This is a genomic window from Salicibibacter kimchii (genome assembly GCF_003336365.1).
Classification (GTDB): domain Bacteria; phylum Bacillota; class Bacilli; order Bacillales; family Marinococcaceae; genus Salicibibacter; species Salicibibacter kimchii.
Map to the genome: position 1 here is coordinate 1,887,779 of NZ_CP031092.1, position 22,432 is coordinate 1,910,210.

At 47.5% G+C, this 22,432-nt stretch carries 22 protein-coding genes, 1 other RNA gene and 1 pseudogene; 4 read left to right on the plus strand and 20 right to left on the minus strand.

Going from position 1 to position 22,432, the window contains the following annotated elements:
• Positions 1-8: 8 nt before the first annotated feature.
• Positions 9-1,871 carry an assimilatory sulfite reductase (NADPH) flavoprotein subunit gene (locus DT065_RS09575; protein ID WP_114372842.1) on the minus strand — a complete coding sequence of 621 codons (1,863 nt, stop codon included), beginning with the start codon at positions 1,869-1,871 and terminating at the stop codon, positions 9-11.
• 562 nt (positions 1,872-2,433) lie between these two features.
• Between DT065_RS09575 and DT065_RS09585 the strand changes: the two genes are divergently transcribed.
• From DT065_RS09585 to DT065_RS09595, 3 genes are read left to right on the plus strand one after another with little or no spacing between them, the layout of a single operon-like run.
• The gene (locus DT065_RS09585; RefSeq protein WP_114372846.1) at positions 2,434-3,033 is read left to right on the plus strand and encodes a LemA family protein; all 600 of its coding nucleotides are present in this window, start codon (positions 2,434-2,436) and stop codon (positions 3,031-3,033) included.
• On the plus strand, positions 3,033-3,908 hold the full coding sequence (htpX, locus tag DT065_RS09590) for a zinc metalloprotease HtpX (protein WP_227002806.1): 876 nt from the start codon (positions 3,033-3,035) through the stop codon (positions 3,906-3,908). The genes DT065_RS09585 and htpX overlap by 1 nt, the downstream gene beginning before the upstream one ends.
• A 15-nt stretch (positions 3,909-3,923) precedes the next feature.
• Complete coding sequence (locus DT065_RS09595; protein WP_114372850.1) at positions 3,924-5,000, plus strand: branched-chain amino acid aminotransferase; 1,077 nt, start codon at positions 3,924-3,926, stop codon at positions 4,998-5,000.
• 254 nt (positions 5,001-5,254) lie between these two features.
• On the opposite strand, the gene DT065_RS09600 is transcribed toward DT065_RS09595, so the two are convergent.
• Both DT065_RS09600 and DT065_RS09605 read right to left on the minus strand, forming a co-directional pair.
• Positions 5,255-5,638, minus strand: a complete 384-nt coding sequence (locus DT065_RS09600) for a hypothetical protein (protein ID WP_114372852.1) — start codon at positions 5,636-5,638, stop codon at positions 5,255-5,257.
• Between the two features lie 64 nt (positions 5,639-5,702).
• Positions 5,703-6,317 (minus strand): RraA family protein, encoded by a 615-nt coding sequence (locus tag DT065_RS09605; RefSeq protein ID WP_114372854.1) that lies wholly within the window; start codon positions 6,315-6,317, stop codon positions 5,703-5,705.
• Positions 6,318-6,430: 113 nt separating this feature from the next.
• On the opposite strand from DT065_RS09605, the gene smpB reads away from it, so the two are divergent.
• Positions 6,431-6,904: an SsrA-binding protein SmpB gene (gene smpB, locus DT065_RS09610; protein ID WP_114372856.1), complete on the plus strand. Its 474-nt coding sequence runs from the start codon at positions 6,431-6,433 to the stop codon at positions 6,902-6,904.
• A gap of 11 nt (positions 6,905-6,915) precedes the next feature.
• On the opposite strand, the gene DT065_RS09615 is transcribed toward smpB, so the two are convergent.
• The 17 genes and pseudogenes from DT065_RS09615 to DT065_RS09695 all read right to left on the minus strand — a co-directional run bounded on the left by DT065_RS09615 (position 6,916) and on the right by DT065_RS09695 (position 22,360).
• Entirely contained in the window at positions 6,916-7,179 is a 264-nt protein-coding gene (locus tag DT065_RS09615; protein WP_114372857.1) for a hypothetical protein, read from the minus strand.
• The gene (locus DT065_RS09620) at positions 7,180-7,455 is read right to left on the minus strand and encodes a hypothetical protein (protein ID WP_114372859.1); all 276 of its coding nucleotides are present in this window, start codon (positions 7,453-7,455) and stop codon (positions 7,180-7,182) included.
• A 122-nt stretch (positions 7,456-7,577) separates the two neighbouring features.
• Positions 7,578-8,325: pseudogene (locus DT065_RS09625) on the minus strand (group II intron maturase-specific domain-containing protein); the annotation flags it as partial.
• A 182-nt stretch (positions 8,326-8,507) separates the two neighbouring features.
• The gene (gene srtD / locus DT065_RS09630; protein ID WP_114372861.1) at positions 8,508-9,119 is read right to left on the minus strand and encodes a class D sortase, LPxTATN-specific; all 612 of its coding nucleotides are present in this window, start codon (positions 9,117-9,119) and stop codon (positions 8,508-8,510) included.
• A gap of 257 nt (positions 9,120-9,376) precedes the next feature.
• Positions 9,377-9,750, minus strand: a transfer-messenger RNA (tmRNA) gene (ssrA, locus tag DT065_RS09635).
• 29 nt (positions 9,751-9,779) lie between these two features.
• Positions 9,780-10,079 carry an ATP-binding cassette domain-containing protein gene (locus tag DT065_RS09640; RefSeq protein ID WP_114372863.1) on the minus strand — a complete coding sequence of 100 codons (300 nt, stop codon included), beginning with the start codon at positions 10,077-10,079 and terminating at the stop codon, positions 9,780-9,782.
• Positions 10,076-10,369, minus strand: coding sequence for a GntR family transcriptional regulator (locus DT065_RS09645; protein ID WP_335743544.1), 294 nt, complete (start codon positions 10,367-10,369; stop codon positions 10,076-10,078). The genes DT065_RS09640 and DT065_RS09645 overlap by 4 nt, the downstream gene beginning before the upstream one ends.
• Positions 10,370-10,570: 201 nt before the next feature.
• Complete coding sequence (gene rnr, locus DT065_RS09650) at positions 10,571-12,856, minus strand: ribonuclease R (RefSeq protein ID WP_193550760.1); 2,286 nt, start codon at positions 12,854-12,856, stop codon at positions 10,571-10,573.
• Positions 12,849-13,619: an alpha/beta hydrolase gene (locus DT065_RS09655; protein WP_114372869.1), complete on the minus strand. Its 771-nt coding sequence runs from the start codon at positions 13,617-13,619 to the stop codon at positions 12,849-12,851. Before DT065_RS09655 ends, rnr begins: the two co-directional genes overlap by 8 nt.
• A gap of 184 nt (positions 13,620-13,803) precedes the next feature.
• Positions 13,804-14,037 (minus strand): preprotein translocase subunit SecG, encoded by a 234-nt coding sequence (gene secG / locus DT065_RS09660; protein WP_114372871.1) that lies wholly within the window; start codon positions 14,035-14,037, stop codon positions 13,804-13,806.
• A 147-nt stretch (positions 14,038-14,184) separates the two neighbouring features.
• Positions 14,185-15,285, minus strand: coding sequence for a PRK06851 family protein (locus DT065_RS09665; RefSeq protein WP_114372882.1), 1,101 nt, complete (start codon positions 15,283-15,285; stop codon positions 14,185-14,187).
• 129 nt (positions 15,286-15,414) lie between these two features.
• Entirely contained in the window at positions 15,415-16,698 is a 1,284-nt protein-coding gene (gene eno / locus DT065_RS09670) for a phosphopyruvate hydratase (protein WP_114372883.1), read from the minus strand.
• A gap of 6 nt (positions 16,699-16,704) precedes the next feature.
• The gene (gpmI, locus tag DT065_RS09675; RefSeq protein WP_114372884.1) at positions 16,705-18,255 is read right to left on the minus strand and encodes a 2,3-bisphosphoglycerate-independent phosphoglycerate mutase; all 1,551 of its coding nucleotides are present in this window, start codon (positions 18,253-18,255) and stop codon (positions 16,705-16,707) included.
• Complete coding sequence (tpiA, locus tag DT065_RS09680; protein ID WP_114372885.1) at positions 18,252-19,007, minus strand: triose-phosphate isomerase; 756 nt, start codon at positions 19,005-19,007, stop codon at positions 18,252-18,254. The genes gpmI and tpiA overlap by 4 nt, the downstream gene beginning before the upstream one ends.
• A gap of 16 nt (positions 19,008-19,023) precedes the next feature.
• Positions 19,024-20,211, minus strand: a complete 1,188-nt coding sequence (locus DT065_RS09685; protein WP_114372886.1) for a phosphoglycerate kinase — start codon at positions 20,209-20,211, stop codon at positions 19,024-19,026.
• Between the two features lie 90 nt (positions 20,212-20,301).
• Positions 20,302-21,309 (minus strand): type I glyceraldehyde-3-phosphate dehydrogenase, encoded by a 1,008-nt coding sequence (gene gap / locus DT065_RS09690; protein WP_114372887.1) that lies wholly within the window; start codon positions 21,307-21,309, stop codon positions 20,302-20,304.
• A gap of 28 nt (positions 21,310-21,337) precedes the next feature.
• Positions 21,338-22,360: a sugar-binding transcriptional regulator gene (locus DT065_RS09695; RefSeq protein WP_114372889.1), complete on the minus strand. Its 1,023-nt coding sequence runs from the start codon at positions 22,358-22,360 to the stop codon at positions 21,338-21,340.
• Positions 22,361-22,432: the final 72 nt, after the last annotated feature.

Below are 22,432 nucleotides of genomic sequence, written 5' to 3' on the forward strand. Positions count from 1 at the left end.
TCTTTCGTTTAATAAACGTCCCGTTGATAACGTTTTTGCATTTTCATATCTTCAATGTAGACAGCGGCTTCTTCTTCGCTCAAACCGCCTTCTTGTTGAATGATCGTCGCCAACGCATCATGAACATCACTCGCCATATGTTTTTCGTCCCCGCAGACGTACAGCACAGCCCCTTCCTGCAACCATTGATAGAACTCGCGGGCATTCTCATGCATACGGTGCTGAACATATATTTTTTCTTCGCCGTCGCGGGAAAAGGCCACGTCCATCCTCGTTAGAACGCCATCCTTCAGCCATCGCTGCCAATCCACTTGGTATAGAAAGTCCGAGGTAAAATGTTGCTCGCCAAAAAACAACCATGTTTTTCCTTCCGCTTCGATTTCCTCCCGTTCTTCCAAAAAGGAGCGAAATGGAGCGACTCCTGTTCCGGGGCCGATCATAATGATCGGTGTTTGCGGATCTTCCGGTAATTTAAAATTCGGATTGTGGTGAACATAGACAGGCAGCTGCTCTCCCGCTTCCACCCGTTCTGCGCATTGTCCGGAACAAACTCCGGTGCGCGCGCGTCCATATGTTTCATAACGAACAGTCCCGATCGTTAAATGCACTTCATCGGGATTGGCCTGATAACTGTTCGCGATCGAATACAGCCGCGCTGGAATCTTGCGAAGAATCGCGATAAATGCCTCGGCGGATGTCTCCCATGGCCCGAAATCTTGCGCCAAGTCCAGGAGATCCCGTCCGGATATATACTCCCTTAGTTGATCCTCGTTTCCATCTGCCAAAAGGTTTTTCAATTCCTCATGTGACGATAATTCCGCGGCTTGCTGCATTAACGGCTTCGTCAATACCGTGATCTCAAAATGGGAAGTCAATGCCTCACGCAAAGTAGCTGTCTCCCCTTTTTTGTTCATCGTCACAGTGGTTTCGGGATTCCAGTTCATCGCCTCGATCAACCGATCCACCAACGTAGGATCGTTTTCGGGGAAGATCCCTAAACTATCCCCCGGTTCAAACTCCAGATTCGAGTCTTCAAGCGACAACTCCAGATGGCGGTTTTCCTTATTCGAGCCCCGACCGCTAATATTGAGATTCTCCATCACTTCCGCGCGGAACGGATTTTTTCTTGAGTAGGCCGTCTGCGCAGGGGCAGGTTGTGAAAGGGGCGCATCCATCGCTGATCCGCCACTCGTTGCCGGCTCCTCCGCGTGTTTGTTCAGTTCAGCAAGCACGCCACCGATCCAACCTTCCGCGTCTTCATCAAAATCAACATCACAATCGACACGCGGGTACAGACGCTCACCGCCCAATTCTTCCAGACGTTGATCAATATCCTTGCCCGCTTGGCAAAAATACTCATAAGAAAGATCGCCTAATGAAAGGACGGAAAAATGTACACCGTCTAATTTAGGCGCTTTTCTGCTATTCATCGTTTCATAAAATGAAAGACCGGGCTCAGGGGGGTCTCCTTCCCCATGAGTAGCGACAACGACAAAAATGTGATCAGCCTTTTTTAGATTTTTCGGTTTAAAATCAAGCATGGAAGCTAGGGTAACATTGCACGGTTGCCCCTCTAATTTACCGGAAAGATCTTCAGCCACTTCCTGGCAATTACCGGTTTCCGAACCATAAAGAATGGTTACTTCTTGCGTTTTGGCTTGATGATCCGCTTGTGTCAAGGTCGCCGTTTCCGGCGAATGTTCCATGGCAACCGCGGCTGTTTCTGCGTAAGCCGTTGCTGTTTGCGGAGCAGGAGAAGCCAGATATCCGCTAAGCCAAATTTTTTGCGTTGCGCTCAATGTTGGGATCAACCGATTAAGAAGATCCGTCTGCTCCTCGTTAAACGGACTATCCGTTACCTGAAGGGCCAACGCCAACACCTCCTAAAAAAATAAAAGTGAAACTTCTATCAGAGGAAATTCTTCTTTCTCTCTGAAGGGAATTCAGCTAAAAACGTCACGTCCGTCCCGGAGGTGAGAGGTAGGTCGGAAGAAGGTTGAATGCTTTTTAATCTTACTTCCGACCTCCCATCCCCATTTCCAAAATGTGCGTCGGAACGAATCACCCGTTTAACAAAAGTCAGATTTCATAGTACAAAGATCGGGATCCAGAAAATAAAATTCAAAGCCAAAGGTCAGATGCAAATATATCGTAGCAGCGAGAACTTCTGCGACATTCCTACATCAGGTCTGATACGGAAAGGTTTCCGATGTCTGACCCTCGGAATTACGGGGCTTTACCACCAGGATAAAGCCGCACGAAAAGATGACCAGTCACAACTCTATGTAAGTATATATTATATTACTTTTATAATTCTTATGTGTCAAGTAGGTTTTATTCCATTAATTACGTTTAGTATAATGAAGTGAACCCTTAGGGGTGTAGAGTCGTGTAAATTCATTTATAATAGTGGTAAAAGGGAGGGTTTACATAATGGGCACGGGACTTGGAATTGGAATTGGAATTTTTATCATCGTCATCATTGGCGGAATAGCGCTACTGGTGATTACTTGGTTCACGTCATACAACCGGCTCGTCAAATATCGGAATTGGGTCGAAGAAGCCTGGGCGCAAATCGATGTGCAACTAAAGCGCCGTTATGATCTGATCCCCAATCTCGTAGAGACGGTAAAAGGGTATGCCCAACATGAACAAGAGACACTGACACAAGTCATCGAGGCACGCAATCAGATGAACAACCCGGACAACAGCCGTAATGAACAGATGGCGGCCAATAATCAGGTCGAAAGCATGATGGGTCGGCTGTTCGCTTTGCGCGAAGCTTACCCCGATCTAAAAGCAAATCAAAACTTCCAGCAGCTTCAAGAAGAACTTACATCAACGGAAAATAAAATCGCTTACTCCCGCCAACTGTATAATAGTACGGTCATGGAGTATAACACCAAGATCCAATCAATTCCGACGAATATTGTTGCGGGGTTGCATAACTTTATTCAACAAGAAATGTTAGAAACACCGGCGGAGCAGCGCGAAAATGTAAAAGTCGATTTTAACACGGGCGATCGCTCATGATCATGTACAAACAAATCGAGCGCAACAAGCGCCATAGCGTGTTTATTGTCGCGGGATTTATCATTTTCGTGCTTGCTGTCGGGGCAGCGATCACTTACTTGATGAACGGCGAGATTTTCACGGGCATGATTTTGGCAGTTGTGCTCGGCGGTACGTACACGATGATGATGCTCATGTCCAGCACGAATGTCGTTATGCGTATGAATCACGCCCAAGAAGTGAAAGACGGTAGTCAACATCGTCGTTTATGGGATGCGGTCGGCAATATGGCCATGGTCGCCCGTATTCCGCGCCCCCGGCTTTTTATCATTAAAGACAGCAGCCCAAATGCTTTTGCCACCGGGACATCACCCGAAAAAGGAGCGGTGGCCGTAACGACCGGGTTGTTGGATCGGTTGAATCACGAAGAAATTGAAGGCGTGATTGCCCACGAGGTGGCGCACATTCGCAATTATGATATCCGTTTATCAACGATCGCCGTTGCTCTCGTATCTGTTGTTGCCATCATCAGCGACCTCGGCATACGCATGTTGTTTTTTTCCCGAGGGGGCAACAATAACAACAAGCACCCGATTTTACTGATTTTTGCCCTCGTGCTTGTCATTATTTCCCCTTTGGTCGCGATGATGATCCGCATGGCCATCTCGCGAAATCGGGAGTATCTCGCCGATGCCAGCGCAGTCGAGTTGACACGCAACCCCGGGGCGTTGGCGCGAGCGTTGGAAAAAATTTCAGGGGTATCCCAGCCGGTGCGCGAAGCATCGGGCGCCTCGGCATCAATTTATTTCTCCGACCCGCTTAAACGAAAGACAGCGCAATTATTTTCATCTCATCCGCCTCCGAAGGAACGGATCAAACGTTTATACAATATGTAAAGGAGTATCACGGCAATGACCCAGAAAATATTGGAAGTTGTTCAAACAACAATATTAAAAGAAAAACCGGACCCTTCCACCCTTGAATTCGGAAAACACTTCAGCGACCACATGTTTATGATGGACTACACAAGCGAAGAAGGTTGGCATCAACCGCGTGTCGTTCCGTATCAGTCGCTGACGCTGGAACCGGCAGCGATGGTGTTTCACTATGGCCAAACCGTGTTCGAAGGATTGAAAGCGTACCGATCGAGCAACGGCGACATCCGCCTTTTCCGACCTGAAGAAAATTTTAAGCGATTGAATCAATCGTGCGACAGGCTTAGTATCCCCAAAGTCAATGAAGAAGCGATGCTTGAATACTTAAAAGAATTCGTAAAGCTCGATAAAGATTGGATTCCGAAAGAAAAGGGCATGTCGCTATATATTCGCCCATTCATTATCTCCACGGAAGCTACTTTGGACGTGAGCCCATCGCGCGCGTATACATTGATGATCATTTTGTCCCCGGTCGGTTCTTTTTACAAGGGAGGCATCGATCCCGTCAGTATTTTCGTTGAAAATGAATACACTCGGGCAGCTCCCGGGGGAACGGGGAACGCGAAAACAGCCGGCAATTACAGCGGGGCTTACAAAGCACAGGAACGTGCCTCCTCCCACAAAAAGGATCAAGTGCTCTGGCTTGATGGCGTTGAAAAAAAATACGTTGAAGAAGTCGGAAGCATGAACGTGTTTTTCAAAATCAACGACGAAATCCACACTCCCGCGTTAAACGGCAGCATTTTGGAAGGCATCACACGCAAAAGCGTCATCGAACTGTTGGAAAGTGAAGGCATGTCTGTCTGCGAACGAAGCATTTCCATCGATGAAGTCATTGCCGCCAACGAAAACGGAAGTTTGCAGGAAATGTTCGGAACGGGCACCGCCGCTGTCATATCACCCGTTGGCCGATTGGAATACAAAGGCAGGGACTACGAGATTAATAACGGAAAAATGGGCGAGACCGCGAGCTGGCTCCATGAAACACTCGTCGGTATTCAAACGGGTGCGTTGGACGATCCGTTTGGCTGGTCGATTGAAGTGAATGGATAAAGTGAAACTTCCATCAGAGAGGGGTTTATCCCTCTGATGGTTAGTTAAACAAATCGGGGTGTTAGTCGCCCACGTAGACGGTAGTCAGACACCGCTTTGTTTCACGACCTTTGAGATCGCTTCCCGTGGGTATTTCGATATTTCCCGCGGATATTACGTTATTTCCCGTCGATAATACCGATATACCAACGTAAAAAAATACACCCAAGGCTGGGTGCACTTTTTTTATGAGGGCGTCATGACGCTGATAAAACTTAAATACCGTTTACCTGCTTCAAGCGGTTGATGTCTCTGTCGTGTTCGGCCACTTTCTTGTTTAGCATTTCCATGTCAGAATCGAATAATCTGAACTGGCGGTCCATATGATCAAAGCGTTGGTTCGTTTCTGTCCGAAATTGGGTGAGTTCAGTTTTTACGCTTGCTACTTCTGTTTTTAAGCTTGACACATCATTTTGCACACCCGCTACTTCTGTTTTTAAGCTTGACACATCGCTTTGCACACCCGCTACTTCTGTTTTAACGCTTGCCATTTCAGTTTTTAAGCCTGTCATATCATTTTGCACACCTGCAACATTAGCATCCAATGAATCCAGTCGATGCAATACGGCACTTAAAATCTCTTTTGTTTCATCAGACATCATCGCCCCTCCTCCCGCGCTACTATATTTTTATTATATATTGCCGATGTCAGGCAGACAACCTTTATTTCTTATTGTTCTGCAAAAAATTTTCAATGTATTCTCTCGCCTTTTCCGGGCTCCCGCCGTAATCCGCTTCTCTTTTTTCATCTTTTTCGATTCGTTCCTTTGCTTTTTCTGCTACTTCAGACGCTTGATCCGCAGGTACGATGACGACCCCATCGACATCACCGACGACGATATCTCCCGGGTGCACTTCCACGCCGCCGACTGTAACCGGAACATTGATGTTTCCTTCTTGCGTTTTTTTACTTGCTGCCGTCGTCGATCCTCTCGTAAAAACAGGCAAATCCAATTCACGAATATCGGCAATATCGCGAATCACGCCATCGATCACGACGCCGTGCAATCCGAGGGATTGTGCCAGACCAATAACGAAATCGCCGGCGAGAGCGTTCGCGGTCGCGCCTTTCCCGTCCACAATCAATACATCGCCCAGGGTTGCATTGTACATCCCTTCCAATACGGAAATATTTTCACCCGCCGGCGCATCAACCGTAAACGCCCGTCCATACACATGCCAATGGGCAGACAAAGGTTTTATCCCGACGTCCATGTGGTTTTTTCCACCTAACCCGTCAGACACGGCAGTTGTCGGTAAATTCGCAAATTCCTCCATCTACGTTCCTCTCCTTTTTATGTATCCTTTCTTGTCTAATATAGCACAATTGCGGGTATACGGTAAATTTGCTACCATAAAGGAATGACAATGGATAAAAAGGGTGCACCGTTATGGCAAAACATGAAGGAAAAATAATCGCCCAAAACAGAAAAGCGCGCCATGATTTTTTTATTGAGGAAACGTTTGAAGCAGGGATGGTATTACGCGGTACCGAAATCAAATCGATACGCGCCGGAAGAATCAATATTAAGGAAAGCTTCGCGCGTGTGGAGAATGGGGAAATCATTTTACATCAGGCCCATATCAGTCCGTATGAGCAAGGCAACCGCCATAATCATGATCCAGTTCGCGAGCGCAAGTTGTTGCTTCACAAACGGGAAATCAAAAAACTTCTAGGCAAAACTCAGCAACAAGGATACTCGATTATCCCGATCAAAGTTTATCTCAAACAAGGGCGCGCAAAAGTACAAATCGGACTTGCCAAAGGGAAAAAGAAATACGACAAGCGACAAGCCTTAAAGGAAAAAGATGCCAAACGGCAAATGGACAAAGCGATCGGTCAACGCATGAAAGGCATGGATTAGTCACGCGCCCGTCAACGCGCGGGCGTTTTTTTCAGCACGAAAAACAAAATTCCTATTATTATGATAGGATAAAAGAAATAAGCTAGGCTTTGCCAACCTTGGACGATCCACGAAACTAATACAACTGCCACGGCAAAAATTCCGATGCCGGGCAGGATTTTCCTAACATTCACGAACGAGAACTTGCTGAAATGATTGATGATGAATAAAAGAAACGCACCGATCAACAGAAACGACACCAGTTGTATCACGACGATGACCGCCATCGTTGACATTTAATACTTCCTCCCTCTGTAGTGCAAGACCACATTTCGAACACAAAACAATTGGATGGCCAACGGCATTGCCAACATGAACGTTATGCTGTAAAAACCTTTTAAAAATCCACTTACGATTACTACGCCCATCCCGATGATGCCGATGATATTGATACGGAGAAATTTGTGCATGTTCACGATTTGATGCAAACGCTTCAACACGAAAAAAAGCAAGAGTAGGAAAACAACAAACAGAAGACTAAAAGCTAGTAATAATCCCGCCAGGCTACTCATACGCTCCCCCCGTCTCCTTAGTAAACGTATGACAAGCCCGCGCTTCCTATGAAAAGAAGTTTAAGTCTCCTCCTTCATCAACGGGGTTTCTTTTAAGCGATGAGACATATGGTATAATGATCCTACATAAACGATTTACCATACATGGTTTGATATCGTTTGAATAGACCCTTGAGCCCTTGTGTGTCCCAGTACTGGTCACCGAGGGCTCTATAAGATTGGGCTTTGGGCGATTCGTCAATAAGCCTTTCTTGTGTTTGCCCATTCTCACGCTTTTCCTGCTTTGACCCCTAATTTCTTAAGGTTCTTGTCCTTCGTTTGGACTTTCTTCCATTCTTTCCACCGTATCATCCGCAACCTTCCTCGGATCCAACTATCCAGATCCCTGAATATGGAAGGTATTTCGACTAACTGCCGAGCCATCCTACAAGAGTCGATTTAGCTTTTTGATTCTATCCGTCATATTCATCGACTTTCTTCTGGATGTTAGCTCCCGAATGCGTTGCTTGAAGCGTTTGATACTTTCTTTGGCCATCCGTATGTTAGGATTCCTATGGAATGTAAACGAAAACCCCAGGAATTTGCGTTTCCACGGGCGGTCTACCGCACTTTTCTCCTTGTTGATCTTGAGTTTTAGTTTCCCTTCAATGAACTTTGTGGTGCTTGTCATCACCCGTTGGCCTGCTCTTTCGGAACGCACATAGATATTGCAGTCATCCGCATATCGGACAAATGGGAGCCCTTGCTTTTCCAACTCCTTATCCAGTTCATCTAACATCTAGAACACCCAACGGTAGCCTTGTTGAATGTATGGCTGGCCTCTCTTACAGCATCATGACCTCGCTTGTTTGGGCGAAATCCATAGCTATGCGGAATGCGCGCCTCAAGGCAGAGATTTGCCTCCGGCTTCCTTCAGATTCCGAGTCACCCCGGACCCCCTTGCCATTGGCTAACGGCTACAACGATCTTCGCCGTTAGGGACTTTAACCCTAGAGAGTGTGCACATGCCGGGCGCACCCAAAAAAGTTTAGCCTTCACGGCTAAACTTATCGTTATTTCTCATATACATCAACCAATTCACCCTGCATGATATAACGGTCAGGCGCGGCACCAATATAATCGAACGGATAGCACGTAGTCACCGTCAATACCGGATCTTCTTTTTCAACAATCACGGTGCGATCTTCCGCGTCGGTTATCCAGATGTCATCTATTTTATACTCATAAACCCAACCGTCAAATTCCACATGCATCACATCGTCTTCTTCTACATCTCCGAGCTCAGTAAAAACCGTGTCCCTGTGACCGCTTAAAACCGTATGTTTTTGCACGTTGGGGGTTTCTGTCCACTCATCGGAAACATACATCCCGACGCCTTGATCAAGGGTCGCGTCATCGGTTCCCCAGAACACCTCAAAACGGGAGTCGATGGACGGGATTTCAAAAGCGGCAATCTCTTCTCCCTTGGCAAAATCATATGTTTTCGATGGATCGGGAGATTCAGCTTCTTTTTCCTCCGCAGGTTCAGGATCAGGTTCAGACGCTTCTGGTTGCAACTCCTCCGTTGATTCCGTTTTTTCGTCAATCGATTCTACCGATTGCGAACTTTGCATCCATTCGTACCCGGAAAATCCGGCCAGGGCAAGTCCCGCGATCACAATCATGTATAAAAACCCTTTAATACCGGACACCACCCTTCGTTGCGTTATGTAAAGTCAAGTTTTTTCTCATCATACCCAAAATCAGCAAAAATTACAATCTTTTTGAAAAAGCAATAAAGGTGAAACGTAACATCGCTTGAATGGTGCCGGGAAATAAAAAATAAGACAAGCTATGCGACAGCTTGCCTTACGTTGTGCGGATTGGTTGAACCGTTCAGATTCTATAAAAATACCTATTTGGAATTAGCCACCATATGTATTGGTGGAGACGGCGGGAGTTGAACCCGCGTCCAGAAATATTGCCGCTTAAACGTCTACGAGCGTAGTCGCCGTATTATCATTCGCTGTCATTTCAGCCCGGCGACAGGCTTCCATGCAGCTAGTCTGCTTAGTCTCTTCAGCCGGCCTCAGACGGCGACCGGTCAGCGTAGCCCGCTATTAGTGAGACCCTTCAAACTTCCCCGCAGGCGTAGGAAGGAAGGATCCGCAACTGTTACGCAGCTACTGGTGCAGCTGGTGTTGCGAAAGTTTCTTTAGCTTTGCCAGTTATTATTGGCGTGGGCCTTTCTCGAGCATGCCCAGCTCGGCTCGCAGTTTAAGCTCAATCTATCCCTGTCGAATCCGTATCGTCCCCGAATAAGCAGAGGTCATTTTCTCTGGACTTTATATTATAGCACCGTTAAATCGAGGTGTAAAGGGGAAATTTGATTTTGTGTTGTTCTCCAGTGATATCGTATTGGCGGATATGAACAGTCGGTTGAACGGCCGTTTAGTAAAGACCCTAACCTTTCCGGACGTTTCACGAAAAAAACCGGCGAGAATTTTAAGCAACGTCGTTTTGCCTGCCCCATTTCGACCGACTAAGCCAACGACTTTATTCGCTTCGATCGCAAAAGATAATCCGTTTAGCGCATTTGTGCCCTTGTAAGATTTCGTCACACCTTTGCACTCGATGACATTCATCGTTCGCCCTCCCCATTCATTACAACTTTCATCATCGCCATCAATTCCTCTTCATCCATGTTCAAGCGATCCGCTTCCTGAACGATCTCTTCCAGCATCCTTTTCAACGTCTGGTTTTTGCGTTTGTCGATAACCTTTTCTTTGGCGTCATCCGCGACAAACTTCCCAAGCCCGCGCTTGTCATATAAAATGCCGTCCTCGGCCAGTTTTGTTAGACCTTTGGCTGCTGTGGCAGGGTTAATATTGAACATCTCTGCAAGTTTGTATTGAGAATACACTTTGTCATCCACCCCAAAGACTCCATTCAATATTTCACCTTTAATCCACTCGGAAATTTGCATATAGATTGGTTTTAATCCATCTGAATTGAGAGAATCAAGGTTTCCCCTCTCTTCTGCATTAGCCGTGTAATGTAGTATATTGCTTATGTAAAAGAATATCAATATTGCATCAAAAAAAGCCCTGCAAAGAGGGCTTCTTCTTCCATCTTATCATTGACTTTTGTTTTTCTTTTTCTTTCCTTTTTTACCGTTGCCTTTGCCTTTAGCCTTATTCTTCGGAGGTTTGTGATCTTTGGGGCGCCCCCGCTCCCCTTGAATAACTTTCGGCCCTTCTCGAGGTTTTTGTTTTTTCCGCTCCGGCATGCCCACGATTTCAAAATCAATTGACGGCTCGTCCATGTTGACATCGAGGACACGGACATCGACACGGTCGCCAATGCGAAACATGTTCGCGGTTCGTTCCCCGATGAGGGCATACTGTCGCTCGTCGTAATGATAATAATCATCGGTTAAATGACTGACGTGGACAAGGCCTTCGATTGTGTTCTCCAAACGGATAAACAAGCCAAAATTGGCTGCTCCGCTTACAAAGGCCGGAAACTCTTCACCGATCTTGTCTTTCATAAACTCTGCTTTTTTTAAATCATCTACATCCCGTTCGGCATCCACGGAACGGCGTTCCCTGGCCGACGAATGTTTGGCGATATCCGGAAGCCGCCCTTGCCAATGGTCCACCGTTTTTTTGCCGGTCTTGTTTTGTACCAAGTACGTGCGAATCAAACGATGCACAATTAAATCCGGATAGCGGCGAATCGGAGATGTGAAGTGTGTATAGAAATCTGCAGCCAATCCAAAGTGTCCGATATTGGTTGGATCGTATTTGGCTTGTTGCATGGAACGCAACATGACCGTATTAATGACCGTTTCTTCTGCTTCCCCCTTTACGGACTGCAGTACTTCCTGCAGCGCCCCAGGATGAATGGAGTCGCTGCGTCCTTTCATCACATAGCCGAAGCTCGTAATAAACTCGAGAAAACTTTGCAATTTATCCTCGGCCGGATCTTCATGAATACGGTAAATAAACGGGAGCTTCAACCAATGAAAATGCTCGGCAATGGTTTCATTTGCTGCTAGCATAAATTCTTCAATTAACCGCTCGGCAATGGAACGTTCGATGATACGGACATCTGTGGGATGGCCGTCATTCTCCATCTCAACTTCCGCTTCCTTGAAGTCAAAATCGATCGCTCCACGTTCAAAACGTTTGTTTCGTAAAATGGCGGCTAACGCTTCCATCTCCTCAAAAAGAGGCACGAGGGATCGAAATTGTTCTCTCGTCTCTTCGTTTTGATCGACAAGGATTTCTTTTACTTCTGTGTACGTCATGCGAGCAGAGGAGCGGATCACACTTTCAAAAATGTCATGATCGACGACGTCCCCTTCAGGGCTGATTTCCATTTCACAGGAAATGGTAAGCCGGTCCACTCTCGGGTTCAAGGAACAGATTCCATTGGACAACCGGTGCGGGATCATCGGAATGACACGATCTACGAGGTATGAACTCGTCCCACGGTCTTCGGCTTCCGCATCAATGGCAGAACCTTCTTCCACATAATAGCTGACATCGGCAATATGAACACCGAGACGATAATTGCCGTTATCCAAACGCTTCACGGTTACAGCATCGTCAAGGTCCTTGGCATCGGCGCCATCGATGGTAACAATCGTTTCTTCCCGCAAATCATGGCGGCGCTCGATTTCCTCCGTTTGAATTTCGTCAGGCGCACCAGCAGCTTGTGCCTGTACTTCTTCCGGAAACGCTCCCGGTAGTTCATGTTTATGAATAATCGACAAAATATCGGTCCCTGGGTCATTTTTATGGCCAAGTATCGTAGCTACTACTCCTTCAGCCCCCATACGACCTTCCGGATATTTCGTAAGTTCAATTACGACTTTATGCCCGTCAGCAGCACCGTGCTCCTGGCCTTTTGGAATAAAAACATCTTCGTGTAAACGTTTATCATCCGGCTTAACAAATCCATAACGCTCATAATCGAGGAACGTTCCGACCACTCGGGTGGTTCCACGTTCAAGAATGCGAACGACTGCGCCTTCGGCCCGATCGCCAGATTGTCCTCCCGAGCGGGAATGAATACGCACAAAGACAGTATCTCTGTTCATGGCACCGGCCAGGTCACCGGGGGCAACGTACACGTCATTATGCCCTGATTCTTCAGGCAATATAAAAGCAAAACCTTTACGATGAGCTTGTACCGTCCCTTTAAGCAAGTTCATTTTTTCAGGGATACCGTAGCGATTGTTGCGCGTACGGATTAACTGGCCGTTGTCTTCCAAATGGTTCAACGTTTTCATTAAGTCTTTTCGATCTTTGGCCGAATCCATTTGTAAAGCTTCTTGCAATTCATGGACGGTCACCGGCTTTTTTGCTTCATCACGAATATGGGTAAGCACCGGTTCTATCGTTTCTTCAACCATGCGTTTCACTCCTTTCCTTCCAGTCTAATTGTTCCAAAAACGCGAGAATATGCTCATGGACTATTTCTTTCTCTTCCCATAGCGTGATCACATGTGGTGCCTCCTCATACCATCGCACATGTTTTTGCCGTGAAGAAACTTGATCGTAAATCACATTTGCACTACCCGTATCGACCATCTCATCTCGTCCAGCTTGGATAATTTCAATCGGCATCTTTATTTCACGGAGCCGCTCCCGAATCGTGGTGATCAATGAAGGAATAGCGGACAACACCGTTTCTGTATCCTTCTTAAAATCATTCATTTCTTTTTCAATGGTTTGTTCCTCTTTTTTCTCATAGCCTTTGTATGCTTCCGCATATTGCAACAGACCATTATATAGGCGTTCATCTTGTTTTTCCGTAATGGCGGGAGCGCACATTGGAATGATGCCGTTTACCTTGTACGTGTATCCGGCTTTTAATGTGAATAACCCTCCGAGGGAAAGGCCGCAAACGGCAATGTGTTCAAACCCCTGCGCCCGTAAATGGCCGTATCCTTCTTCAACGGCTTTCCACCAGTCATCGGGGGTCGTTTCCAACAACTGTTCGGGTGGAACCCCATGTCCGGGGAACAAGGGCGCGTGTGTCGTGTACCCGTTTTTTTGCAAAAAACGACCGAGCATGCGCACATCCGCCGTTGAGCCGGTAAAACCATGCAAAAGCAAAACAGCGCGCCCGTTTTCACCATTAAACGTAAACGGTTTTGGGGGTACGATTTTCAACGGTTTTTTTCCTCCTCCATGACGTATGCCTAAATATGTTTCCCGTCTTCCGCTTCGTATAATCCTTAGAAATACTTGGCCTTTTCGGCAATCATGGTGAAAGCCACAGTGTTTCTTATCCTATCATCCATAAAATTATACTTTCTGATAGTGTAAAAAAACAACGGGAACGTCCCCCGTTGCTCTACTGAAGAAAATATGCCAGCAAAACCGTGCCAATAAAAAATAACACCGCAAGCACGACTGTCGCTTTCGCAAGGAATGATTCAACCCCTCGTGCTTTTTGTTTCCCCATTAATTGCTCGGCTCCACCGGAAATGGATCCGGATAAACCTGCACTTCGTCCCGGTTGCATAAGGACAACCGCGATCAGTGTGACACTTACAATAATTAATATGATCGTAATAATGGATGACAAGCGCGATCACCTCCTGAACAATCCCCACGTCTATACATGCATTCACTTTATCATATGGAATGAAAGCAGACAATGGCGACATTCAGGAGAAGGGAATGTCACGATTAAAAAACGCCCTGCGTTTTGCCCGAGCGCCTTCCGATCGAATCACTTGATCAGGTTGATGAGTTCCACTGCAACTTCCCGTGATTTTCGATTAATCGATTGAAAGTCCATTGCCTCTACATAATATTTTTCCAATGTATCGTGTAGTTTTTTTGCCTCGCTTAAAAAACGCGTTCCTTGTTTCATCAAATGCTTATAAGACGTTTCCGTTTCATGGATAGCATCGGCCATCTCCACTTCTATAGAAGGATCCATACAACGGATAAACATATCAACGACTTCGTCATTTTCCCTGTTCGGATCAAACTCGTGCGGGTCCGTTCCATCCAAAATAGCGGTCTCCAATCCCGGAATGATTACCATGTCAATGCTCTCCGGATCAAATGCACAATAATAATACTCGACTCCATAACCGTGTGTTTCCGCGTGTGTACCGATTTTTTTCATCATCGTCGATTTCCCGCTTCCGGCACGTCCTTTAACGATGTATCGTTTGCCTGCCTCTTCCGTTAAATTATTATAAAAATGGACAGGGCCTTTAGGTGTTGCCGCGCCGAAGAAACGATGTTTGATCGTCAGCTCCTGCTCGATTTCCGCATTTGCTTTTGTTTCCGGAAAAATTTTTTCAATGAGTTCTTCCGTAACTTGATGTGCCTCCCGAAAGTCCATGGCTCTTAAATAGATAGCTTCAAGATCGTCGTGCACATTCCGGGCTTCAGCAAAGGTTTCATAAGCTTTGGAGAATGTTTCCTCGATTTTATCGGTTAATTCCACAATCTCTTCCTTGTGTTCCCTCAACATTGCATCGTCTCGAAAATCGCCCAAATTAACGATACAATCGACCACCCCGGGATATTTGGGGTCTATCACGTGCGGCGCTGTGCCATCTACGATCCCGACCTTTAGCGAAGGGAAGATTACACCGTCCAGGGAACCGTTATCGGATGAACAGTGGAGAATTTCAATCGCCTCCCCTTTTTCTGCCAGAGCGTTCCCGACATGCCTGATCAGCGTTGATTTTCCTGTTCCCGGCCCGCCTTTTAATATATAAAGGTGCTCAAGCCCCTGGACGGCTTCTTCATAAAGCGAATAAAAACCGAAGCTGGAATTACTGCCGGCATAGTAATTTTTCACGTTTCCCATTGTTTTCCCCCGTTCCTTTGATTACGCAAGAATCTAATCCTTAGCCTATGCGGAGGGGGAAGGTTCAGTTACTTCCGTGCACATCCCAAAAAAAGGTGCTCGAAGGTCCCCCCTTCAAGCACCTCACCATCATTGATCCAACTGATAAAAAGCATCTGTTCCGGGATAGACGGAACGGCCGCCGAGTTGGTCGTGAATGCGTAGCAATTGATTGTATTTGGCAACACGGTCGGTGCGCGAAGGGGCACCCGTTTTGATTTGCCCCGCGTTCGCGGCAACGGCAATGTCTGCAATGGTGGCGTCTTCCGTTTCCCCGGAACGGTGGGAGATGACCGCTGTATAACCGGCTTTTTTCGCCATTTCAATCGCGTCAAATGTTTCCGTGACCGTTCCGATTTGATTCACTTTGATCAGGATGGAGTTTCCAACGCCGCGAGCGATGCCTTCGGATAACTTTTCCGTATTGGTGACGAACAAATCGTCTCCAACTAGTTGCACACGGTCACCAATCGTATCGGTAAGTTTTTTCCACCCATCCCAATCATTTTCGTCGAGCCCGTCTTCAATCGAAACAATCGGATACTTGTCCACAAGGCCTCGATAAAAATCAATCATTTCATCGGCATTTTTTGTCACGCCCTCGCCTTTCAAATAATAGTTGCCGTCTGCATACATTTCCGATGCAGCTGCGTCCATTGCGAGAACAACGTCTTTTCCGGGTTTATATCCTGCTTTTTCGATGGCTTCCATGATGACCTCAAGCGCTTCTTCGTTGGATTTTAAATCCGGGGCAAATCCGCCTTCATCGCCGACTGCCGTATTGTGCCCCTTTTCTTTTAATACTTTTTTCAAGGCGTGGAAAATTTCCGCACCAATCACCACCGCGCTTCGGACGTCCGCTGCTCCAACGGGCATGGCCATAAATTCTTGCAAATCGACGCTATTATCGGCATGTTCGCCGCCATTCAATATATTCATCATCGGCACGGGCAATATTTTCGCATTAAAGCCTCCGAGATATTCGTATAATTCAAGCCCCACTTCTTGGGCGGCAGCGTATGCGCAGGCCATGGATACGCCGAGAATGCTGTTGGCGCCGAGTTTTCCCTTGTTCGTAGTACCGTCCAGTTCAATCAGCAAGCGATCAATCCCGAGTTGATCGGTCACCTCTACACCGACGAGATGAGAGGCAATTTCCCCATTCACATTTTCTACCGCTTGGAGCACACCTTTGCCCATTAAACGGTCGTCACCGTCGCGAAGCTCCACCGCTTCATGCTCGCCGGTTGACGCTCCACTCGGAACGAGCGCCCGTCCGAGGACGCCCTCATCTGTAACCACTTCTACTTCCACTGTCGGATTCCCCCGGGAATCAAACACTTCCCGGGCAAACACATCCGCAATCATTGTCATCCATCTTCATCCTTTCTCTATGTTTGTTATTAGATTCTGCCCTGTCATTTCGGCAGGTTGGGAGATGCCCATCACCATAAGCAATGTCGGCGCCAAATCGGCCAGAATGCCATCGCTCCGCAACTCTGCACCCGCTTTTGTAACGATTACCGGCACCGGATTCGTCGTATGGGTCGTCATCGCGCCTCCGTGTACTTCCGTGACTTCATCCGCGTTGCCGTGATCTGCCGTCACAATCGTGGTGCCGCCTTTTTCGTGTATCGCTTCCACAATCCGCCCCAATTGCTCATCCACTGCTTCTACCGCGGCTATTGTCGGTTCCAATTTCCCGGAATGCCCGACCATATCAGGGTTTGCGAAATTAAGGATAATCGCGTCATGCCGGTCGTTTTTGAGCGTATCCAGTAACGCCTTTGTCACAGCCTCCGCACTCATTTCCGGTTTCAAGTCATAAGTGGCTACTTTCGGAGAGTCGATAAGAATTCTTTCCTCCCCATCAAAGACCGTATCCATTCCTCCATTCAAGAAAAAAGTAACATGAGGATACTTTTCGGTTTCCGCGATTCGCAATTGCGAATAACCAGCGCCGGAAATGACTTCACCAATCGTGTTCGGGAGTTGTAACGTTTCAAACGCAACGTCGGCAGTAAACGTATCATGATAGTGGGTCATCGTCACATCATAAAGGGTACATGGGTGTTTGTCCCCCCTGTCAAAAGCGCTGAACGTTTCCATTGCCAACGCTTCGGTCAGTTGGATGACACGGTCAGGCCTGAAATTAAAACAAATCACGGCATCCTCATCGGAAATTGTTGCTACCGGACCTCCATCTGCTAGTTGCACAACGGTTGGTTCCACAAATTCATCATACACCCCTCGTTCGTACGAGCGGTCAATGGCTTCCAACGGATCGTTCGTTTGGTGCCCTTCCCCGTAAACGAGGACATCGTAGGATTTCCGGATACGTTCCCAACGCCGGTCACGATCCATCGCGTAATACCGGCCGTGTATGCTTGCCAGCCGGCCAACACCTAGCTTACCCATTTCCGCTTGCAGCTGTACAATGAAAATTTTCGCACTTTGCTGGTCCACGTCTCTTCCATCCAGAAACGCGTGGACAAATACGTTGGATAAGCCTTCTTTTTTCGCAAGTTTCAAGAGGGCAATGACGTGATCGATGTGGCTATGGACCCCGCCATCGGACAATAATCCATACAAATGAAGGGAACGATTCTTTTGCTTCACATGGTTGATCGCGTGATGAAATGCTTCATTTTCAAAAAAAGTTCCGGATTGAATGCTTTTGTTAATCAATGAAAGATTCTGATGCACAATGCGGCCGGCCCCGATATTCATATGGCCGACTTCGGAATTCCCCATTTGACCGGCCGGGAGCCCCACATTTTCTCCTGAAGCCGATAGGGTCGCGTGGGGGTACGCATTCCATAAATAATCAAAATTGGGGGTACGCGCTTGTGCTACTGCATTTCCATATCTTTCATCCCGAAGGGCAAAGCCATCAAGGATGATTAACGCGTGTGGCGCTTGCTTTCTCATTGGGCAGCCTCCAATAGCGCGAGGAATGAGTCAACCTTGATACTGGCACCGCCCACGAGTGCCCCGTCAATATCGTTATCTGCCATATAATCCCCGATATTTTCCGGTTTGACACTGCCCCCGTATTGGATGCGAACGGCTTCTGCCGCTGATTGGCCGTACGCTTCGTGAACGTATGCACGGATGGTCCTCGCCATCTCGCCGGCTTCCTCGGGGTGGGAGGATTTTCCGGTTCCGATCGCCCAAACCGGTTCATAAGCAAAGACGCAACCTTTCACCTGCTCGGCTTCCACCCCTTGCAATGCTTGCTCCAACTGCTCACGCACGACTCCTGTAGCGCGTCCCGCGTCCCGGTCATCCACGTTTTCACCGATACAAACAATCGGCATTATGCCATGCGCCAAAGCTGCATGAAGCTTGCGATTCACCCGTTCATCGGTTTCATTGAACATTTCTCTCCGTTCGGAATGGCCGATGATGACAAGGTCAATTCCGATCGATGTTAAAGCCTGGGCACTAATCTCACCGGTGAAAGCGCCATGGTCCTCTTCATGCATATTCTGTGCACCGATCCTTAAATCGGTGTTACCGGCTTTTTCCTGCATTCCTTTCAACGATAACGCTTGCGCGCAAACCGCACTCTCCACTTCTTCGCTCGAAGGGATTCGGTCCTTCACGGCATCGACAAATGCCAGTGCTTCCTTATCGGTTACGTTCATTTTCCAGTTTCCCGCGATAAATGGCGTCCTCATAAGGTATCACCTCTTTTTATTCTGTTTGATCGTCGATTGCTGCAATCCCCGGCAACGCTTTTCCTTCCATGAATTCCAGCGAAGCGCCGCCTCCTGTGGAGATATGGTTCATATCCGCGGCGAAACCACACTGTTCTACGGCCGCCGCGGAGTCTCCCCCACCGATGATCGTAAAAGCAGCGGTCTTGGCCATCGCTTTAGCCACTCCTTTCGTTCCTTCGGCAAATGGCGCCATTTCAAAAACACCCATAGGACCGTTCCAGATCACGAGAGAAGAAGCTTTTATTTCGTGTTTGTAGGCTTCCACGGTTTTCGGGCCGATATCAAGGGCCTGCCAATCGGCCGGCATGCCATCTACATCCACGATATCGGTCGCTGCATCTTCCTTAAAATCATCGGCAACAACCACATCCATCGGAAGCAGCAACTTCACGCGATTGCGCTTGGCTTTTTCCATGAATTGTTTTGCCAAAGCTATTTTATCTTCTTCAAGCAAGGATCGTCCGATTTCGTACCCTTGCGCTTTCACGAATGTATAAGCCAATCCGCCACCAAGCAATAGAACATCGACTTTGTCAAGAAGATGATCAATAACCTCAATTTTGTCTTTCACTTTCGCACCGCCGATAATGGCGGTAAATGGACGTTCAGGATCTTCCAAAGCCGGACCGAGGACAGTGAGTTCTTTTTCAAGTAAAAGGCCGGCCGCGGAGGGAAGGTGGCGGGCAATACCTTCGGTAGAAGCGTGAGCACGATGGGCAGTTCCAAACGCATCATTCACGTATACATCGGCAAGCGCTGCCATCTGTTTGGCGAGGTCGGCGTCGTTTTTCTCCTCGCCTGCTTCAAATCGAATATTCTCCAATAAAAGAATGTCACCTGAAGCCAGTTGATCAAGCGTTTGTTTAACGTTGACGCCGAAGCTTTCATCAACCTTATGAACCCTGCTTTCCGTCAGTTCTTCCAGCCTGCGGGCAACCGAGTCCAGGCGCAACTCCTCCACGACCTCTCCTTTCGGTCGCCCCAGGTGGCTAGCAAGAATGACTTTCGCCCCTTTTTCCTGTAAAAACTGAATCGTGGGCAAAGCAGCGCGAATACGCGTATCATCGCTCACCTCTCCACCTTGCAAAGGAACGTTGAAATCAACCCGGCAAAATACGGTTTTTCCGGTGACTTCGAGATCATGAATGGTTCTTTTCTTCACGTTGGGCTCCTTCCTCTCTTATGTATGATGGAAAAGAGAAAAGCGGGAGCAAAACATACGTGTCTGTTCCCGTTTCTCTTCTTCTATCTATTATAACCCTTTTTGTGCCATATGCGCGACCAAATCTACGACACGGCTGGAATATCCGAATTCGTTGTCATACCACGAAATAACTTTTACCATATTGCCTTCCATCGTTAACGTTGACAGGCTGTCAACGGTGGACGAGTGATTGTTCCCGTTGTAATCACTGGAGACCAGCGGTTCCTCACTATAACCGAGAATCCCTTTCATATTCGTCTCTGACGCTTTTTTCAATGCCGCGTTCACCTCATCGGCCGTTACGTCTTGATCCAGTTCGGCAACGAGATCGACGAGAGAGACGTTAGGGGTCGGCACCCGCATTGCGCCGCCATTCAATTTCCCTTCTAGTTCGGGAAGTACAAGAGAAACGGCCTTGGCAGCACCGGTCGATGTCGGAATAATGTTTTGCGCGGCTGCTCGTGCCCGTCGATAATCTTTATGCGGCAAGTCCAGAATTTGTTGGTCGTTGGTATAGGAATGGACGGTGTTCATAAAGCCGCGGCGGATCCCGTATTTGTCATGAAGTGCTTTCGCGAGGGGCGCCAGGCAATTCGTTGTGCAAGAAGCGTTGGAAACGACATAATGTTTTTCAGGAGCATAGTCTTCTTCGTTCACTCCCATGACGAAGGTTTGGTCTACTTCTTTGCCCGGAGCGGAAATAACGACTCTTTTAGCACCGCCTGCGAAATGTTTTGCCGCCTCGTCCCGCTGGGTAAAACGCCCTGTCGCGTCAACGACCACTTCAACGTCACGACCAGCCCAGTCGATATTTTCCGGATCTTTTTCCGACGAAACATGGATTTTTTTCTCGCCGATGATGAGGGTGTCTCCGTCAACGTTTACCTCTCCCGCAAAGCCCCCGTGAACCGTATCATACTTCAGCAAATGGGCGAGCATATCCGCGTCTGTAAGGTCGTTAATGGTAACGACTTCAACTTTATCGTTTTCCATTGCTGCACGAAAAACCAAACGCCCAATTCTTCCAAATCCGTTGATGCCTATTTTTGTTGTCACTATCGATTCCTCCTTAAAAAAGTACTAATTAAAGTCGCGCTTTGATGGCCTCTGCCGCTCCTTCGTCAGTGATCAGCAAATCACTTGGGCGGTACGTCATGTAGGCGATAATTGCCTCGGCTTTTGATGCGCCGCCGGCAATGGTGACCACCTTTTGCCCTTCCCCGAGGTCATCAAGTTGCAGACCGACCGTATTTTCCTTCTGAACGACGGTCCCGTTTTCATCAAAATAATAGCCGAAGCTTTCAGCGACAGCGTTCAAATTTTTTAACCGGTCCAATTTTTCTTCAACCGCGTTTCTTCGCGTGGCCATTGTATGGGCATCGCCTACACTATGAACCACCATCCGCGGGGAACGGATCAGGCTTAGAAGTTCTTGGATACCGGGTTCTTGTGTTAACGATTCATAAGCATGATCACTTAACTGATCGGGAACATGCAATAAACGATATTGGGCTTTGGCACTCCTTGCCAAAGCTGCACAAATCGTATTCGCTTGCAAATCCACATTTTCCCCAAGGCCTCCGCGAGCGGGAACAAACGTTACTTGTTGCAAATTGGGGTGAGGAGTTACCGATTCCGCCAACGCCGCCAGGGTTGTCCCCCCTGCAACAGCAACGACATCGTCGGGAGAGAGGGTTTGAATCATTTCACTGACACAACCTCGACTCATTTCTTTTTTCACCCAAGGTTGGCCATCGCTGTCACCGCTCGTAACAAGCACACGAGGAATATGAAGAAGCTGCTGTAAATCAGCCTCCAGTTGTGTACGCCCCGAAATGTTTTGGATGCTTGGCGCCAGTTCGTCAAGCAACGTATGCCCTTCCTCTGTCAGGTCCATTCCTCCGGATTGTACTCGCAAAAGATTTTGCTCTTTAAAAAGTTCTACTTCACTGCGAAGGACGCGTTCCGAAATTTGCAACGCTGCCGCAATCGTCCGTCTGCCAACCGGGGCACTCACACGAATAAATTGCAAAATATCAAAACGACGATGTAAATTTTCCAAAATGTCCGGTTGTAGTTTTTTTTGCCATTCTAAAAGATCCAACATAAGAGCACATCACTTCTTTTTACGGGATCGTTTTTGTCCCCGTATGTCATTTTCGTTCCCGGCAAGCGTTAC